Below are 16,894 nucleotides of genomic sequence, written 5' to 3'. Positions count from 1 at the left end.
AAATATTAATTGAAGGACAAAAATGGATGGATTAAATACACTTAAAAAACATCTAGGTGAAGTAAAAGAAATGAGTCGTTTTGAAGCAAAACGAATTTGCTCTCAAATTAATGATGCTAATGATTTTATCGGGGCTTTGCAAGTTTTAGATCTAACCTTAAAAAAAGTTTCTCAAAATATAAATCAAAGATTAGAGCTTAATCATCTTGACGACATACAAAAAAGAACCTTAGATGCTAATGTTGCATCTTTAATTCAAAATTGCTCTTTTATGAGTGTGACTTTATTTGGAAATATTTTTAATGTCTATGCTGGAGAACAATTGTTTGAATTTGAAATCACAAATCCTTTATTAATGCTCGAAAATAACGGATATGAAGGAATTTTATCTTATATAGAAGATAAAAGAGATGAGATTAAAACCATTCTCGCACAACTAGCAAGTATTATAGCTACTGGATCTATAGGTAATAATACAATCTACAATACACAAACTACAGATTTTAAAAATTTATTTAGATAAATTCTTAATAGAAATTCTATTAAGAATTTATTAAAATGATTTTTAGAAATTTAAATCCCAATTTATAGGTGTTTTTCCTAGTTTTTTTAAAATTTCATTAACTTTAGAAAAATGCTTACATCCTAAAAATTTATTTCCAGCCAAAGGACTAGGATGAGCAGCTTCTAGTATAAAATGTTTTTGTGAATCAATTAATCTTTTCTTGCTTTTAGCAAAATTACCCCAAAGTAAAAATATAAGATTTTCTCTTCTATCATTTAAATTAGAAATTACAGCATCACTAAATTCTTGCCATCCCCACTGACTATGACTTGCTGCTTTTCCTGCTTCTACACTAAGAATAGAATTTAATAACAAAACTCCTTGTTTAGCCCAAGAACTTAAATCGCCACTTTTTGGGATACTTATACCTAAATCATTATTTAATTCTTTATAAATATTTATTAAACTTGGAGGAATTCTAACCCCATTTGGAACAGAAAAACTAAGACCCATAGCCTGATTTGGTTGATAATAAGGATCTTGTCCGATTAAAATAACTTTTAAAGAATGCAAAGGAGTAAGATTAAAAGCATTAAAAGTTAAATTAGATGGTGGATATATAATTTTATTTTCTTTTATAGCTTCTATATATTTTCTTTTAAGCTCTAAAAAATATGGTTTATAAAATTCATCTTTTAAAAATTCTTTCCAATCATCATTCATTTTAATTTGGTGGAGTTTAATATTTAAATTTTCCATTATTATCCTTAAAAAATACGTTTGAAAAATTTAATAAAATTGTAGCAAAATAAAAATAGTTTTTATATCTGTAAAAAAATATTTATTATTAAATTATTTTTTTATTAATACAATAAAAAATTAATAATTAATTTTTTATTAATTAATTATTAACTATGATTCTATTATAATATTTATTATAAATCTATTTTTTATAATAAATTATTCCAAAAGAAAGGCTTGACAATGAGTTTAAGAAAAGAACATGATTTTATCGGAGAACTAGAAATTCCTAATGATGTTTATTATGGAATTCAAACTTATAGAGCTTTGGAAAATTTCCAAATGAGCGGAAGAAAACTAAAAGAATATCCTTATTTTATTAAAGCTTTTGCACAAGTTAAAAAAGCAGCTGCTTTAGCTAATAAAGATTTAGGAATGATTGAAGCCAATAGAGCTGATTTTATAGCAAAGGCTTGTGATAGAATTATCAATGGAGAATTTTTAGATCAATTTGTTGTTGATATGATACAAGGTGGAGCTGGAACAAGCACCAATATGAATGTAAATGAAGTTATAACAAATGTTGCTCTTGAAATGATGGGACATAAAAAAGGAGAATATCAATATCTTCATCCAAATGATAATACAAATTTCGGACAATCGACAAATGATACTTATCCAAGCTCTATTAAAGTTGCAGTTCATGCTAAAATGGGTGATTTATTAAAAGCTATGGAAATTTTAAAAAATGAATTAGAAATCAAAGCTAAAGAATATAAAAATATTTTAAAAATAGGAAGAACAGAGCTTGAAGATGCGGTTCCAACTACTTTAGGAAATACTTTTAACGCTTTTGCAACTTATATAAAAAGTGATATAGAAAAAATAACAAAAGCAAGAGAGTCAATGACTTATCTTAATCTAGGCGCAACTGCTATAGGAACTGGAATTTGCTGTCATCCAGACTATAAAAATTTAGTTGAAAAATATCTTAGCGAAATTACAGGAACTACTTTTAAACCCGCTGAAGATTTTATAGCAGCCACTCAAGATACAGGTGATTTTGTTCATGTTAGTGGTGCTTTAAAAACTGCTGCAGTTAGACTTTCTAAACTTGTGAATGACTTAAGACTTATGAATTCTGGTCCAAGATGTGGTTTAAGTGAAATTAACTTACCTCAATTACAACCAGGAAGTTCCATTATGCCAGGAAAAGTAAATCCAGTTATTCCTGAAGTTGTTGGAGAGGCTTGCTATGAAGTAATAGGAAATGATGTTACAATTTCGCTTTGTTCAGAAAGAGGAGAATTCGAACTTAACGCCTTTGAACCAGGAATTGCTTATGCTTTATTTAATTCTTTGGTTTTATTAGAAAATGCAATGCTAACTTTAGCAAATAAAGCTATAAAACATTTAACAGCTAATCCAGAAAATTGTAAAGAAACTATGCTAAATTCTGTATGTTTAGTAACAGCTTTAAATCCTTATATAGGTTATGAAAATTCAGCATCAGTTGCTAAAGAAGCTTTACAAACTGGAAAAAAAGTAGCTGATATTGTTTTAGAAAGAAAACTTTTAACCAAAGAAAAGTTAGACGAATATCTAACTCCTGAACATATGTTAAATCCAAGTATTGAGAAATAAAGGATTTCCATGGGCTTAGATATAATTTTGCAAATAGTTGTTCTTCTTGGTGCAATATTTATTGGTATTCGCTTAGGCGGAATCGCCATAGGCTATGCTGGTGGATTAGGAGTTGTGATTTTAGGTCTTTTCTTAGGACTTAAACCAGGAAGCATTCCTTGGGATGTTATTTTAATTATTGCTGCTGCTATTGCAGCAATCTCTGCTATGCAACAAGCAGGCGGTCTTGATTACATGGTAAAAATGACAGAAAGGCTTTTAAGAGCTAACCCTAAATTTATAAACTATCTTTCTCCAGCTTGCGGTTGGTTATTAACCATTCTTGCAGGAACTGGAAATGCTGTATTTTCTTTAATGCCTGTGGTTATAGACGTAGCAAAATCTCAAAACATAAAACCAAGTGTTCCTTTATCATTAATGGTTGTTTCATCTCAAATTGGAATTACCGCAAGTCCTGTAAGTGCTGCTGTTGTTTATATGAGTGGGGTATTAGAACCACTAGGTTGGAATTACCCTACTTTATTAGGAATTTGGATTGCAACAACTTTTATTGCTTGTATGGTTACAGCTTTAATAATAAGTCTTATAACACCTCTAGATTTAAGTAAATGTTCAATCTATCAAGAAAGATTAAAAGCAGGTCTTGTTAAAGATCCAAATGAGGTTTTACACGCTGAAAATAAACCGGGTGCTAAACTTTCTGTGGCAATCTTTTTAATCGCTGTATTAGCTGTAGTTCTTTATGCCACAGCAATATCAAATAATATCAAATGGATCGATCCAGTGATTATACCAAGAGATGCAGCTATTATGAGTTTCTTACTTACTGCAGCAACTTTAATCACTTGGCTTTGCAAAGTTGAACCATCTAAAATAATTGAAACAAGCGTTTTTAAATCAGGTATGACAGCTTGTGTTTGTGTATTTGGCGTAGCTTGGCTTGGAAATACTTTCGTAAGTGCTCACGAAGCAGGGATTAAAGAAATAGCAGGTGATTGGGTTAAACAAACTCCAGCTATGCTTGCAGTTGCATTTTTCTTTGCTAGTATGCTTTTATACTCTCAAGCAGCTACTGCAAAAGCTATTGTGCCAGTTATTATGGCTGCTTTAGGAATTTCAGCTACTAATCCGCATGACTCTTATATGTTAGTAGCTTGTTTTGCGGCTGTTTCTGCTCTTTTTGTTCTTCCAACCTATCCAACTCTTTTGGGTGCAGTGCAAATGGATGATACAGGATCAACAAAAATTGGAAAATTTATTTTCAATCACTCTTTTTTCATTCCAGGCGTTTTAGCTATCGTAATTGCTGTTACTTTAGGATTTTTTATCGCACCTTTACTTATTTAATTTAAGGGGATTTTCCCCTTTTTTTATTGTATTGATCTTGTAAATAAAATTTGTTAAAAATTTAAAGATTGTTTTCAATGTATTTTTATTTTTTTATAATGTTTCGTTTAATTTAATTTACTTTTCAAGGAATCTTATGACAAAAATACCTTTAAAAACTACCTTAATAGGTTTAAGTTGTTTATTTTTAGGAGCTTGTGCTAATCAAGCTAAAATAAATTCAAATTTCGAAAATGCTTTAGTTCAAAAATATTGCGGTGCTGATTTTTTTAATGAAAATTTAGAAAAAATCCAAAAAAATGATGATGTTATTTATACAGGCATCAATACAGGTTTAATCGCAAGAAATTGTAAAGAATTTAACAAAAGCAATGAATTTTTCGATGCAGCAGAAGATGCTTACAAATATGATGTAGATTTAGAAAGTGTTGGAAAAAAAGGTGCAAAACTCGCAGCTACTACTTTAATAAATGATAGCATTGTTGATTATGATGGTTCTTTATATGAAAGAATTATGGTAAATGTCTATAAAGGGCTTAATTTTATGAATTTAAATGATTATGCCAATGCTAGAGTTGAATTTAATCGTGCTTTAATGCGTCAAGACAAGGCTAAAGAATATTTTGCAGCTCAAATTGCACAAAATAGAGAAGATTTAGAAAAAGCTAAAAAAGAAGATCCAAATTATGCTAAAAATATGAATGAAAACTCAAAAGTTATCGAAGAACAATATAATAGTTTATTTAAAGAATTTGATACAACCAAAAAATTTGTAAATCCTTATGCAACTTATATTGCTTCTGTATTTTTCTTTATGGATCAAGATTATAGAAAAGCAGCTGATTTATTTAGAGAAGTAGCAATCATCAATCCTAAAAATAAAGAAATTCAAAAAGAAGCTAAAATTTTTAACAATTATGCAAAAAAAATCAATTCTAAAAATAATAAAAAATATATTTTTGTTGTTTATGAAAATGGTATGGGTGTAGTAAAAGATGAATTTAGCATAACTTTACCTTTTATAGTAAATAAAAATATCATTAGTACAAGTCTTGCTTTGCAAACTTTGAAAAAAAGAGAAGCTTCTTTTGAAAATTTAAATATCAATGGTATTAATACTACTGAAGTTGTAGATTTAGATGATATTGTAGCAACTGAATTTAAAATCAATATGCCAGCAATGATTAGCAAAGCCTTAGCCCAAACTATTATTAAAACTACTTTAAATGCAGCTGTGGCAAATAATGACTCAAGCGGCGGTTGGTTTTCTTTAGCAAGCTCAGTTGCAACTGCAGCGACAAATAAAGCTGATGTGCGTTCTTGGAGAGGTTTGCCTAAAAGTATTTCTGTGGCTATGATTGAAAATTCAGGCAGTATTAGCATAAAAGATCCACAAGGGCAAGAAATTTATCAAAATAATATTGATAAAAATAAAAATGCTCTAATTATAGTGCGTTCTTTTGCGCCTTATTTGCCAACTAGTGTAGATTTGATCCAAAAATAAGGTTAAAAAATGAAAAAATGGCTTTTACTTATTATAGTAATGCTTTTTAGTGCTTGTGCTTCTTACAAAGCTGATACAAGCACTTCTAACAATGCAATAATAAATTCAAATTTACCAAAAAGCTTGGTAAAACAATTTAATAAACGTATCAACAATAATGGTTATTTAGAATTTGAAGTAATTTTATATAGTACTTTTTCTAAAGATATTATGTATAAGGTGGATTGGTTAGATAGCAATGGCTTTGTGTTGCGTGATGTCTTAAATGAAGAATACCAATATTTAAGAATTCCAGCCAAACAAGAAGTAATTATTCATAAAATTTCAGCTGATCTTAGAGCAAAAGATTTTAGAATTAATATTAAAACAAAAAATTAAAGGATAAAAAATGAAAAAAACAAAAATTTTAGTTACAGCTCTTGCAGGAGCATTATTTTTCAGTGGTTGTGTGCAAACAACTTATACAGATGGAAAAGCAAGTCAAGTAAAAAAAGGTGACGCGCTTACTTTAGGTCTTGATAGAGAAGATTTTGAAAATGCAGCTGAAACTATGATAAATAGTATGCTTAGCGATCCAGCTTTTGCAAATATTAAAGCAGGTCAAAGAAAAGTTATTGCTATTGGTAGAGTAGTAAATGATACTCCTCAAAGAATTGATACAGAAAAACTTACTGCAAAAATCACCTCAGCATTAAGACGTTCAGGCAAATTTGTATTAACTTCAGCTGTTGCAGCAGGTGGAGCGCTTGATAGTATGAGCGAAGATGTTAGAGAATTAAGAGATAATGATGAATTTAATCAAAGCACCATAGCCAAAAAAGGAACACTTGTTTCACCTGATTTTTCATTAGCAGGCAAAATAAGACAAGACAATGTTAAACTTAGCAATGGTAAAACTCAAGTAGAATATTTCTTTTTATTAAGAGTTACTGACTTAAATTCAGGTCTTGTATATTGGGAAGATGAAAAAACTATTGACAAAACAGGTTCAAGCAAATCAGTTACTTGGTAAAAATAAATTTATTTAAAAAATTTTAGCCTGAGTTTGCAAAAACAAACTTGGGCTTTTTTTATAACATTTATAAAGGAAAAAAATGAAAAAATTATTATTAATTAGCTCTTTAGTTGTGGCAAGTTTGCTTTATGGACAAGGCTCACAACCTGTCGAAATTACACAACAAGATATAAATACTCAAAATGAAATGTCCGATGCAAGCACTAAAGATATCACTCCAAAATCAATTGAAGATTTCTTTGAAGAATTTGCAGATAATTTTGGAATAGAATATGGCATAACCAAGGATGGAAAAACTTTTTATACAGGAAAGAGCACTGTTGCTGTAAATGATACTGATCCACAATTTGCACAAGCTTTACAAAATGCATATCAAAAAGCAATGTTAAATTTACAAACTGAATTTATAAGAGATGTTTTTGGAAGAATTGCTACAAATAAAGTTCAAAACTATGAAGCAGATAATTCTACTAATGCTAAAGAATTTGATGAATTACCAAAAGGTGATAAAATTGATCAAATTTTAAATAAACTTACACAATTAGCTGGCGCTAAGCTTGATAAAGCATTAAAAGATTTGGGTATAGATGCAAATTCTTTAAGTGAAGAAAGAAAAAAGACTTTATTAAAACAAGAATTTCTTAATAAAACTATGACAAATGCAGTAGGTTCTATGAGCGGACTTATTCCTGTGCAAACCATAGTAACTCAAAGAAGGGGTGAATATGATGTAGGAGTTATAGCTATTATCTCTAATAAAACACGTCAATTAGCAAGAGATATGGCATTAGCAAGACAAAGCACTATAAAAGGTAAAGGTAAAAAAATAAGTGAGTATTTACCAAAAGATCAAAAAGGTTTTCTTAATGAATACGGAATTCGCTTAGTTTATGATGAAAATGGTGCACCTGTAATTTTAAGCTATGGAAATTGGGGTTATGTAGCTGATCCTAGCAATGCTAAAAAAACAAATATTTTAGAAGATAAAGCTAAAGAAACAGCAATTACTATGGCAGATGCTGCTATTATAGAATTTATCAATACAAATTTAAGTCTTAAAGATGAAAGAACAACAGGTGATACTTATGAAGATATCATCAAGCAAAGTATCAATATTAATGATAATTCCACCCAAGAGCAAACTCAAAATATTACAAATATTATTGATAAGGTAAATAGCAAAGTAAAAACGAGTGCAAGTGGCAAAATTCGTGGTATTCGTACTCTTAAAAAATGGAGTTACACTAGCGAAAATGGTATTGAACATGTGGGCGCTGTGAGATTTTATTCTTATACTAATTTAGCTAATACAAATGAGGTTTTAAATACAAAACCCAATGCAACTAAAAATGAATCTAAAAAATCCTCAAATATCCAAAGAAGCTCCAATATCATAAATAGCTTAGATGATTTTTAAGGATAAAAGATGAAAATAATTCAAATTCTTTTTTTGGGCTTATTTTTAAGCCTAAATCTTAATGCTAAAGTTGTTACTACAACTTCTACAAAATCAAGCACAGGCGAAGGCACGGGATTAACACGTGAAGATGCTATAAATAACGCTATCATCGAAGCTATAGGTAAAATGAGTGGAGTAAGCATAAATTCGCTCAAAAAATCCAACACTAATGTTTCAACCGACAATAAAGGAACAAATATACAAGATAATTACAGCGAACAAATTTCAAAAGCTACTAAAGGTAAAGCTGATACTTATGAAATTAACAGCGTTGAACAAGATGCAAATGGCAAATATGTAGCAAATGTAACTATTTTTAAAACCACAACAACCAAAAAATACCAAACCCCTGGACTCAGTGCGGATAGTAGAAGAAGCATAGTAGTATTTGACTCAACGCCAGATCCTATAAAACGTGGCATAGGTGCAAGCTTACAACAAAAAATTATTTCTGATTTATTGCAAAGTCGCAAATTTAACGTTTTAGATCGTGACTCAAATGGATATTATGAAATGGAAAAAGCTATTATCAAAAGTAGCGATACAGCAAGTGATGAAATTTATAAACTTAAAAATATATTAGCCACAGATTATATTTTATTATTTTCTATTTCAGGGCTTGATGGCAAACAAAAAACAAGTAATCTTACAGGAAAAACTAAAACAGAAGTTGAAGTAGTAATAGATTATCGTGTGCTTTTATTTGCTACAAGACAAATTAAATTTTCCAATACTTTAAGCATGAAAGTAAATCTTAAAGATAATAGTCTAAGTGCCAATGAATCTGTTCTTAAACAAATAGCAAATCGTATTTCAGGAGATATTTTAAATGCTATTTATCCTTTAAAAGTTGCTAGTGTTGAAAACAATGAAGTTGTATTTTCTCAAAGTTTAAATCAAGGTGATACTTATGAGTGTTTTTCACTTGGAAAAGTTATAAAAGATGCCTATACCAAAGAAAATACAGCAAGAGTAGAAACTAAAACAGGAAATATTGAAATCACACGCACCAGCCCAAAGCTTTCTTATGCAAAAATTATAGAAGGAAGTGTAAAAGTAGGCGATATTTGCAGACCTTTAAATAGTGGAAATAATGGAAATGGTTATACAATAGGACGTGATGCAAATTATAAAATAGAACAAGGTGGTGGAGTAAATTTAGGTTTTTAAATTCATTAAAAATTAAAGAAAAATTAGCTAGAATTAAAACTTTTAATCGGCCAATAAAGCTTTTAAACCAAAAATTTGGTGCTTTATGGTAACTTACCTTAAAAAGGAAAAGTAATATGTATGCTATTATTAAACATAGTGGAAAACAATATAAAGTTAGTATTGGAGATGAGTTAAAGCTTGATCATTTTGAAGCAGAAATTAAATCAAGCGTAGAAATTAATGAAGTTTTAGCTATCAACGATAAGGATTTAAAGGTAGGTGCGCCTTTTATAGCAGGTGCAAAAGTTGTCTTAGAAGTTATATGCCACGGAAAAGATAAAAAAGTTATTATTTATAAAAAAAGACGTAGAAAAGACTCTAAACTCAAACGCGGTTTTAGAAGACAATTTACCCGTGTTAAAGTTATAGATATTAAAGCTTAAGGAGTAAAAGAATGGCACACAAGAAAGGTCAAGGTTCAACTCAAAATAATCGCGATTCTATAGGACGTCGTTTAGGTGTTAAAAAATTTGGTGGCGAATTTGTTAGAGCTGGAAATATCATTATTCGTCAAAGAGGAACTGCAACTCACGCTGGAAATAATGTAGGTATGGGAAAAGATCATACTCTTTTTGCCTTAATTGATGGCTTTGTAAAATTTGAAAGAAAAGATAAAGACAGAAAAAAAGTTTCTGTTTATCCTGCTTAATTTCTAGACTAAAGTCTAGAAATTACTTGTATAAATCAAATTTTAAAATTCTAAATAAGACCTAAAATAACAACTTACCAAGCAAAACAATAAAAACGAAATTAAAAAAACTAATAATAATTTATAATTTTAATTATAAATAGTTTATTTGGTATTTTAAAAATTTAATAGAAATTATTTTTAATCATATAAATAAAAAATACTCTTTTATTTATTTTTCAAAATAAGAGAAACAAAATATAATTAAAATATCAAAAAAATCTTTTAGATATTAATATAAATGTAGCAAAAATTCAATTTTTGTATTTTTTAAAATTTCACTTCAAATTTATCATTAAACAAAAACTTATAAGAATTGATATTAAACCATAAAATATTTTATAATTTTTTATTTAAATTCTTTATTATTAATATTACATTTTAATAATATTTAATAATAAAAAATAATATCTTAAATATAAATACAAATAAAAGTTTAAAATTTAAATAATTAACATTATAAAAGTTAAATTTTTGAATTTTATTTTATTTTGATATACTTTTTCAAAAATTTTTAAGGTTATAAATGTTTATTGATAGTGTTAAAATTACCCTAACCTCTGGTAATGGAGGCAAAGGAGCTGTAAGCTTTCGACGTGAAAAACACGTGCCTTTAGGTGGTCCTGATGGTGGCGATGGTGGAAATGGTGGAAATATTTATTTTATATGTGATAACAATACACATACTTTAGCTAATTTTAAAGGAAAAAAAGAATTACGTGCTCAAAATGGATCTGCAGGAATGGGACGCAATAAAAATGGTAAAAAAGGTGAAGATTTAAATCTTATAGTGCCCGAAGGAACTCAAATTATTGATGCAAACACAAATGAAGTTTTGCTTGATTTAACCAAAGAAGGACAAAAAGAATTATTTTTAAAAGGTGGAAAAGGCGGGCTTGGGAATACACATTTTAAACACGCAACCAACCAAAGACCTGATTATGCACAACCAGGCATAAAAGGGGAAAGTCGTTTTGTAAGACTTGAATTAAAACTTATTGCAGATGTAGGACTTGTTGGCTTTCCAAATGTAGGAAAATCGACCCTTATAAGCGTAGTATCTAATGCCAAACCTGAGATTGCAAATTATGAATTTACAACACTTACTCCAAAATTAGGGCTTGTAGATGTAGATGAATACAATTCTTTTGTAATGGCGGATATTCCAGGTATTATTGAAGGGGCAAGCAATGGAAAAGGCTTAGGACTTGAATTTTTAAAACATATTGAAAGAACAAGTTTTTTACTTTTTGTGCTTGATCCTATGAGAGAAATGAGTTTAAAGGAACAATTTATCATCTTAAGAAATGAACTTAAACAATTTTCATCTAAACTTTATGAAAGAAAATTTGGCATAATGATTTCAAAAAGTGATAGTGTAAATTTAGGAGAAGAATTTGCTAAGCAAATAACCCTAAATTTAGAAGATTTAAAAAATTATTTAAAAGAAATAAACAATATCCAAAGCTTTTTGATTAACGTTTCAAGTCTTGAAAAAACAGGGCTTAAAGAGCTTAAATTTATTCTTTTAGAAGAAATCAAAAATTTAAGAAAAGATAAAAATTTAAATGATTAAATAAAATAAATTTTTAAAACTTAAAAATAAAATGGTAAATTTTATAAAATTTTAGGATTAAAATGTGTCAAGTAGTAATGATTTTAAAGATTTTGTTTTAGAATGTTTAAAAGCTTGCGATACGCCTTTTAATTTTAACGCAAAAAAAATGTTTGGAGAATACTGTATATATATAAATTCTAACTCAGCATTTTTAATTTGCAATAATACTTTATATACAAAAAAACTTCCGTGTCTTGAAGAATTATTAAGAGAAAATGAGCTTGGATTTCCTTTTCCCAAAGCTAAACAATGGTATATTTTAGATGTGGAAAATTTAGAACTTTTAAACAAAATTATATGGATTTTATCTGATTTTTATAAGGAAAAAAAATGCAAAGAATAATCATCAAAGTAGGTTCTCACGTTATTAGCGAAGATAATGCTTTAAGCTTTAAACGTTTAGGCAATTTAGTTGAGTTTTTAACAACTTTGATGAAAAAATATGAAGTGATTTTAGTAACTTCAGCTGCTATATCAGCTGGATATACAAAACTTAACATTGATAGGAAAAATTTAATCAATAAACAAGTTTTAGCTGCTATTGGACAACCTTATTTAATGAGTGTTTATAATGAATTTTTATCTAAATTCAATAAAATAGGCGGACAAATTTTACTAACTGCTAAAGATTTTGATTCAAGAAAAGCCACAAAACACGCTAAAAATGCTATTGATGCTATGATAAATTTAGGGATTTTGCCTATTATTAACGAAAATGATGCCACAGCCATAGAAGAAATAGTTTTTGGAGATAATGATAGCTTAAGTGCTTATGCAACATATTATTTTGGAGCCAACTTACTTGTAATCTTAAGTGATATTGATGGTTTTTATGATAAAAATCCTAGCGAATTTAAAGATGCTAAAAGATTAGATAAAGTCGATAAAATTCTTGATTCTTGGCTTGATATGTCAGTAAAAACTGGAAGCGATCATGGAACTGGAGGCATTATCACCAAATTAAAAGCTGCTAAATTTTTACTTGAAAATAATAAAAAAATGTTTTTAGCAAGTGGCTTTGACTTAAGTGTTATTAAGGCATTTTTACTTGAAAATAAACAAATAGGCGGAACTTTATTTGAAAATTAACAAAAACAATACATTTTGTTTTCTCTTCAAATCATAAAAACTTATAATGTAAAATAACTTTTTATTAAATAAGATTTTATCAATGATTAGTAAAAGTTGATTTAAAACTCTTTAAAAAATTCTGCCATTTCTATATCTAAGACTTTTGAAATTTTATAAAGATGTTCAAGATTAAAATGTATATTTTTATATCCTGCTTCAGCTCCACCTACTAAAGAGCAAGACTTATAACCTATTTCAAGACTTAATTCAAGTTGAGACAAACCTTTTTCTCTCCTTAATCTAGAAACATTTTTTGCAATTTTTTTATAAAAATTATCTATTTCATTTTGATTAAACTGATAAGCCAAATTTTATACCTTAATCTATTATGATAGATTAAGGTATATTTGTTTTATAATTTTATTTCATTCTATTATAATAGATTAAAAAGGAGAAAATATGTTAAAAAATGTTTTTAGCCCTATTTTGTGCTTTATTATTTATTGCTTGTAGCGATAAATAAGCTCCAATTGAAATTTCACTAGGCGAAAGATATAACCCTATTTTTAATACAATACCCAGTATTTAAAGATCACTTCTTTGGTAAATACTATAGAAATTACAAAGATAATACCTAAAGAGGAAAGGGAGATTGCAGAGCGGGTGGATTATTGGATAAAAAGATATAAAAATAGAAAAAACTCTATCTTATGGTCAAAGTTGGCAAGTTCCACTTTCAGGCTGTAATAAAGTTTTAGAAGTTGAAATCGAAACAAATCAAGGAACATGGAATTTTAATTTTAACTAAATATATAATTTACCTATATTTATTATAATTCAAAGTATTTTAATATAGGTAAATTAAATATGAAAAACATTATTTTTATGGGAACACCTTCTTATGCAACTTGTATTTTAAAAGAATTAATAGATAAAAAATTTAATATCTTAGCTCTTTTTACTCAACCTGATAAAGCAGTAGGAAGAAAACAAATTTTAACACCTAGTGATACAAAAATATTTTTAAGTCAAAATGCACCGCATATTCCTATTTTTACACCAAAAAGCTTAAAAGATGAAAAAATTATTGATGAGATAAAAGATTTAAAACCTGATTTTATAGTCGTTGCTGCTTATGGAAAAATCTTACCTAAAAATATCCTAGATATTGCACCTTGTATTAATCTACACGCTTCGCTTTTACCAAAATACCGTGGTGCTTCTCCTATACAAAGTGCCATTTTAAATGGAGATGAAAAAAGCGGAGTTTGCACAATGTTAATGGATGCTGGACTTGATACTGGAGCTATACTTGAAAGCATAGAGTGTGATATAAAAGATAAAAATGCTGTAGAAGTTTTTGAACTTTTGGCCCATTTAGCGGCAAAACTTTGTGTTAGCACTTTAAAAAATTATAACTCTATTGTTCCTATAGTGCAAGATGAAAATTTAGCAACATATTGTAAAAAAATTAAAAAAGAAGATGGTTTAATCACTCTAGATAATGCAAAAAAAATTTATCAAAAATATTTAGCCTTTATGTCTTGGCCTGGAATTTTTTTAGATAAAGGTTTAAAATTTCTAGAACTTGAACTTATAGATGAATCAACACAGCACACTAAAGAGGGACAAATTTTAGAATTAGAAAAAGAAAGTTTTTTACTTACTTGCAAACAAGGAATTTTGCGCATTAAAAAAATCCAAGAAAATGGTAAAAAGATCTTAGATGGACGCACTTACCTTAATGGAAAAAGGTTAAAATGTGGAAATTATTTGTATTGATAAAATAGCCTCAACTCATCTTTTTTTATGTGATGAAATTCGTAAAAATAAAATAGAAAAAAATCTAGCTATTTATGCGCTTGAACAAACAAATGGTATTGGGAGTAGAGAAAATTCTTGGCAAAGCTCTAAAGGAAATTTACATCTTTCCTTTTGTATTGATAAGCAAGATCTTCCTAAAGACTTACCTTTAGCTTCTATAAGTATTTATTTTGCTTATTTATTAAAAGAAATCTTAGCTCAAAAAGGATCAAAAACTTGGCTTAAATGGCCTAATGATTTATACATAGAAAATAAAAAAATTGGAGGAATAATAAGCACAAAAATTAAAAATTTTATTATAGGCGGGATAGGACTAAATTTAAAATATTGCCCTGAAAATAGCTCCTTATTGGATATTGATATAAAATTAGATGAATTAGTTTTAAAATTTATAGAAACTTTAATGCAAAAAAAATTATGGAAGAATATTTTTAGCAAGTATATGATAGAATTTGAAAAATCAAAACAATTTAATGTCCATTATGAAGGAAAAATCTTTTCTTTAAAAGATGCTTTCTTATATGAAGATGGATCGATATTATTAAATAATAAAAGGGTATATAGTTTAAGATGAGCGAAGTTATAACAATTGCAAACCAAAAAGGTGGAGTAGGAAAAACAACAACCGCCGTTAATTTAGCTGCTTCTTTGGCTGTTGCTGAAAAAAAAGTTTTATTAATAGATGTTGATCCTCAAGCAAATGCAACCACTGGACTGGGATTTAATAGAAATAATTATGAATATAATATCTATCATGTTTTTATAGGCAAAAAAAAGCTTTCTGATATTATTTTAAAAACCGAACTCAATCAACTTCATCTTGCCCCTTCTAATATAGGATTAGTTGGCATAGAACAAGAACTTGCTAAAGGTGAAAGTAATGAAAAAAAAATTGTTCTTAAAAACCAACTTAAAGAAGTAGAAAATGAATATGATTTTATTATTATAGATTCTCCTCCTGCTTTAGGAAGTATTACTATCAATGCATTTGCTGCAAGTGATAGTGTAATCATTCCTATACAATGTGAATTTTATGCTCTAGAGGGTGTTGCAATGGTTTTAAACACTATTAAAGTAATCAAAAAAACAATCAACCCTAAATTAAAAGTGAGAGGATTTTTACCAACAATGTATAGTTCTCAAAATAATCTCTCTAAAGATGTAGTTGAAGATTTAAAACAAAATTTTAAAAAACAACTTTTTACAATCAATGGAAACGAAGATGATTTCATAGTTATACCAAGAAATGTAAAACTTGCTGAAAGTCCTAGTTTTGGTAAACCTATCATACTTTATGATATTAAATCTCCTGGTTCTTTAGCATATCAGAATTTAGCTTATTCAATTTTAGGATAAATAAATGGGATTAAATAAAAATAAAGGTTTAGCAACACTTATCGGCGATATAGATGAAGTTTATAGCAAAGAATTAGGGCTTGATAAAAACAAAACCATTCAAATTCCGGTTGAAAAAATTAAAGTCAATCCTTTTCAGCCAAGAAAATATTTTGACAAAGAAGCTTTAAATGAATTAGCAAATTCTATTAAACAATATGGACTTATCCAACCTATTATAGTTTTAAAACAAGAAAATCATTATATTCTTGTTGCAGGAGAAAGAAGACTTAGAGCTTATAAAATATTAGGATATGAAAATATACTTGCTTTAGTTTCTGATGTCAAAGAAGAAAAGTTAAGAGAATTGGCACTTATAGAAAATATTCAAAGAGAAAATTTAAATCCTATTGAACTTGCAAATTCATATAAAGATCTAATAGAAATTCACAAAATTACCCAAGAAAATCTTGCATCACTTGTTAATAAAAGTCGTACACAAATCACTAATACTTTAAGACTTCTAAATTTAGATCCAAGTACGCAAAATCTTATTATCGAAGGAAAAATTTCACAAGGACATGCTAAAATTCTTGTAGGATTAAACAAAAAAGATGAAAAAATGATTGCAAGTAGCATTATTGGGCAACAACTAAGCGTTCATGATACTGAAAAAATTGTTAAAAAAATCAAAAATCAAGAAAATGCTAATTTAGAAAATAATACTGAATTTGAAAATGAGCTTAAAGAACTTATAAAATCATTAAATAACAAAGGTTTTAGATGTGAAAAAAATAAAAAAAACCTTATCATACATTTAAAAAATATCGATATAATAAAAAAACTAAGACAAATGATTGAAAAAATTAGTTGAAAAATTATTTTTTCTAAGATATAATAAAAAGCTTAAAAATTAAAATAATCAAGGAGC

Annotated in this window: 19 protein-coding genes; 17 read left to right on the top strand and 2 right to left on the bottom strand. The window is 28.0% G+C overall.

The window, feature by feature from the left end; genetic code table 11:
* The first annotated feature begins 22 nt into the window (after nucleotides 1-22).
* Nucleotides 23-523 (top strand): flagellar FLiS export co-chaperone, encoded by a 501-nt coding sequence (locus tag JG677_RS00390; protein ID WP_200169278.1) that lies wholly within the window; start codon nucleotides 23-25, stop codon nucleotides 521-523.
* 42 nt (nucleotides 524-565) lie between these two features.
* On the opposite strand, the gene ung is transcribed toward JG677_RS00390, so the two are convergent.
* A complete protein-coding gene (gene ung / locus JG677_RS00385; protein ID WP_200284606.1) occupies nucleotides 566-1,264 on the bottom strand; it encodes a uracil-DNA glycosylase in 699 nt (232 codons plus the stop codon).
* Nucleotides 1,265-1,489: 225 nt separating this feature from the next.
* On the opposite strand from ung, the gene JG677_RS00380 reads away from it, so the two are divergent.
* From JG677_RS00380 to proB, 12 genes are all read left to right on the top strand, one after another.
* A complete protein-coding gene (locus JG677_RS00380; protein WP_200169276.1) occupies nucleotides 1,490-2,890 on the top strand; it encodes an aspartate ammonia-lyase in 1,401 nt (466 codons plus the stop codon).
* 9 nt (nucleotides 2,891-2,899) lie between these two features.
* Nucleotides 2,900-4,237 carry an anaerobic C4-dicarboxylate transporter gene (locus JG677_RS00375; RefSeq protein ID WP_200169275.1) on the top strand — a complete coding sequence of 446 codons (1,338 nt, stop codon included), beginning with the start codon at nucleotides 2,900-2,902 and terminating at the stop codon, nucleotides 4,235-4,237.
* A 136-nt stretch (nucleotides 4,238-4,373) separates the two neighbouring features.
* The gene (locus tag JG677_RS00370; protein ID WP_200169274.1) at nucleotides 4,374-5,741 is read left to right on the top strand and encodes a hypothetical protein; all 1,368 of its coding nucleotides are present in this window, start codon (nucleotides 4,374-4,376) and stop codon (nucleotides 5,739-5,741) included.
* 9 nt (nucleotides 5,742-5,750) lie between these two features.
* On the top strand, nucleotides 5,751-6,119 hold the full coding sequence (locus JG677_RS00365; RefSeq protein WP_200169273.1) for a DUF1425 domain-containing protein: 369 nt from the start codon (nucleotides 5,751-5,753) through the stop codon (nucleotides 6,117-6,119).
* A 10-nt stretch (nucleotides 6,120-6,129) separates the two neighbouring features.
* On the top strand, nucleotides 6,130-6,753 hold the full coding sequence (lpoB, locus tag JG677_RS00360; RefSeq protein ID WP_200169272.1) for a penicillin-binding protein activator LpoB: 624 nt from the start codon (nucleotides 6,130-6,132) through the stop codon (nucleotides 6,751-6,753).
* Between the two features lie 82 nt (nucleotides 6,754-6,835).
* Nucleotides 6,836-8,173, top strand: a complete 1,338-nt coding sequence (locus tag JG677_RS00355) for a DUF6844 domain-containing protein (RefSeq protein ID WP_200284605.1) — start codon at nucleotides 6,836-6,838, stop codon at nucleotides 8,171-8,173.
* A gap of 9 nt (nucleotides 8,174-8,182) precedes the next feature.
* Nucleotides 8,183-9,385 (top strand): CsgG/HfaB family protein, encoded by a 1,203-nt coding sequence (locus JG677_RS00350; protein ID WP_200284604.1) that lies wholly within the window; start codon nucleotides 8,183-8,185, stop codon nucleotides 9,383-9,385.
* Between the two features lie 116 nt (nucleotides 9,386-9,501).
* Nucleotides 9,502-9,810 carry a 50S ribosomal protein L21 gene (gene rplU, locus JG677_RS00345; protein ID WP_200169269.1) on the top strand — a complete coding sequence of 103 codons (309 nt, stop codon included), beginning with the start codon at nucleotides 9,502-9,504 and terminating at the stop codon, nucleotides 9,808-9,810.
* 11 nt (nucleotides 9,811-9,821) lie between these two features.
* Nucleotides 9,822-10,076: a 50S ribosomal protein L27 gene (rpmA, locus tag JG677_RS00340; protein WP_066778460.1), complete on the top strand. Its 255-nt coding sequence runs from the start codon at nucleotides 9,822-9,824 to the stop codon at nucleotides 10,074-10,076.
* Between the two features lie 565 nt (nucleotides 10,077-10,641).
* On the top strand, nucleotides 10,642-11,691 hold the full coding sequence (gene obgE, locus JG677_RS00335) for a GTPase ObgE (RefSeq protein ID WP_200169268.1): 1,050 nt from the start codon (nucleotides 10,642-10,644) through the stop codon (nucleotides 11,689-11,691).
* 64 nt (nucleotides 11,692-11,755) lie between these two features.
* Nucleotides 11,756-12,076 carry a hypothetical protein gene (locus tag JG677_RS00330; RefSeq protein WP_200216964.1) on the top strand — a complete coding sequence of 107 codons (321 nt, stop codon included), beginning with the start codon at nucleotides 11,756-11,758 and terminating at the stop codon, nucleotides 12,074-12,076.
* On the top strand, nucleotides 12,064-12,822 hold the full coding sequence (gene proB, locus JG677_RS00325) for a glutamate 5-kinase (RefSeq protein WP_200284602.1): 759 nt from the start codon (nucleotides 12,064-12,066) through the stop codon (nucleotides 12,820-12,822). The genes JG677_RS00330 and proB overlap by 13 nt, the downstream gene beginning before the upstream one ends.
* A gap of 101 nt (nucleotides 12,823-12,923) precedes the next feature.
* Here proB and JG677_RS00320 read toward each other — a convergent pair whose 3' ends face one another.
* Nucleotides 12,924-13,172: a helix-turn-helix domain-containing protein gene (locus JG677_RS00320; RefSeq protein ID WP_200169265.1), complete on the bottom strand. Its 249-nt coding sequence runs from the start codon at nucleotides 13,170-13,172 to the stop codon at nucleotides 12,924-12,926.
* A gap of 499 nt (nucleotides 13,173-13,671) precedes the next feature.
* Between JG677_RS00320 and fmt the strand changes: the two genes are divergently transcribed.
* Genes fmt through JG677_RS00300 form a run of 4 tightly spaced genes read left to right on the top strand, consistent with a single transcriptional unit; the run spans nucleotide 13,672 to nucleotide 16,837 of the window.
* On the top strand, nucleotides 13,672-14,586 hold the full coding sequence (fmt, locus tag JG677_RS00315) for a methionyl-tRNA formyltransferase (protein ID WP_200216966.1): 915 nt from the start codon (nucleotides 13,672-13,674) through the stop codon (nucleotides 14,584-14,586).
* Nucleotides 14,567-15,202: a biotin--[acetyl-CoA-carboxylase] ligase gene (locus tag JG677_RS00310; RefSeq protein WP_200169262.1), complete on the top strand. Its 636-nt coding sequence runs from the start codon at nucleotides 14,567-14,569 to the stop codon at nucleotides 15,200-15,202. Before fmt ends, JG677_RS00310 begins: the two co-directional genes overlap by 20 nt.
* Nucleotides 15,199-15,984, top strand: coding sequence for a ParA family protein (locus tag JG677_RS00305; protein WP_200169261.1), 786 nt, complete (start codon nucleotides 15,199-15,201; stop codon nucleotides 15,982-15,984). The genes JG677_RS00310 and JG677_RS00305 overlap by 4 nt, the downstream gene beginning before the upstream one ends.
* Nucleotides 15,985-15,988: 4 nt before the next feature.
* The gene (locus JG677_RS00300) at nucleotides 15,989-16,837 is read left to right on the top strand and encodes a ParB/RepB/Spo0J family partition protein (protein ID WP_200284600.1); all 849 of its coding nucleotides are present in this window, start codon (nucleotides 15,989-15,991) and stop codon (nucleotides 16,835-16,837) included.
* Nucleotides 16,838-16,894 lie beyond the last annotated feature (57 nt).

The organism is Campylobacter sp. TTU-622 (genome assembly GCF_016598965.1).
In the GTDB taxonomy this organism is placed as follows: domain Bacteria; phylum Campylobacterota; class Campylobacteria; order Campylobacterales; family Campylobacteraceae; genus Campylobacter_D.
This window is presented reverse-complemented; position numbering and strand designations above follow the sequence as displayed.

Excerpts from the sequence above, each read along its gene's own strand:
- proB (WP_200284602.1), top strand. The coding sequence starts at position 12,064 with ATGCAAAGAATAATCATCAAAGTAGGTTCTCACGTTATTAGCGAAGAT.
- JG677_RS00300 (WP_200284600.1), top strand. The coding sequence starts at position 15,989 with ATGGGATTAAATAAAAATAAAGGTTTAGCAACACTTATCGGCGATATA.
- JG677_RS00370 (WP_200169274.1), top strand. The coding sequence starts at position 4,374 with ATGACAAAAATACCTTTAAAAACTACCTTAATAGGTTTAAGTTGTTTA.
- JG677_RS00355 (WP_200284605.1), top strand. The coding sequence starts at position 6,836 with ATGAAAAAATTATTATTAATTAGCTCTTTAGTTGTGGCAAGTTTGCTT.
- obgE (WP_200169268.1), top strand. The coding sequence starts at position 10,642 with ATGTTTATTGATAGTGTTAAAATTACCCTAACCTCTGGTAATGGAGGC.
- ung (WP_200284606.1), bottom strand. The coding sequence starts at position 1,264 with ATGGAAAATTTAAATATTAAACTCCACCAAATTAAAATGAATGATGAT.
- JG677_RS00305 (WP_200169261.1), top strand. The coding sequence starts at position 15,199 with ATGAGCGAAGTTATAACAATTGCAAACCAAAAAGGTGGAGTAGGAAAA.
- rplU (WP_200169269.1), top strand. The coding sequence starts at position 9,502 with ATGTATGCTATTATTAAACATAGTGGAAAACAATATAAAGTTAGTATT.
- fmt (WP_200216966.1), top strand. The coding sequence starts at position 13,672 with ATGAAAAACATTATTTTTATGGGAACACCTTCTTATGCAACTTGTATT.
- JG677_RS00380 (WP_200169276.1), top strand. The coding sequence starts at position 1,490 with ATGAGTTTAAGAAAAGAACATGATTTTATCGGAGAACTAGAAATTCCT.
- JG677_RS00365 (WP_200169273.1), top strand. The coding sequence starts at position 5,751 with ATGAAAAAATGGCTTTTACTTATTATAGTAATGCTTTTTAGTGCTTGT.
- JG677_RS00375 (WP_200169275.1), top strand. The coding sequence starts at position 2,900 with ATGGGCTTAGATATAATTTTGCAAATAGTTGTTCTTCTTGGTGCAATA.
- rpmA (WP_066778460.1), top strand. The coding sequence starts at position 9,822 with ATGGCACACAAGAAAGGTCAAGGTTCAACTCAAAATAATCGCGATTCT.
- JG677_RS00350 (WP_200284604.1), top strand. The coding sequence starts at position 8,183 with ATGAAAATAATTCAAATTCTTTTTTTGGGCTTATTTTTAAGCCTAAAT.
- JG677_RS00390 (WP_200169278.1), top strand. The coding sequence starts at position 23 with ATGGATGGATTAAATACACTTAAAAAACATCTAGGTGAAGTAAAAGAA.
- lpoB (WP_200169272.1), top strand. The coding sequence starts at position 6,130 with ATGAAAAAAACAAAAATTTTAGTTACAGCTCTTGCAGGAGCATTATTT.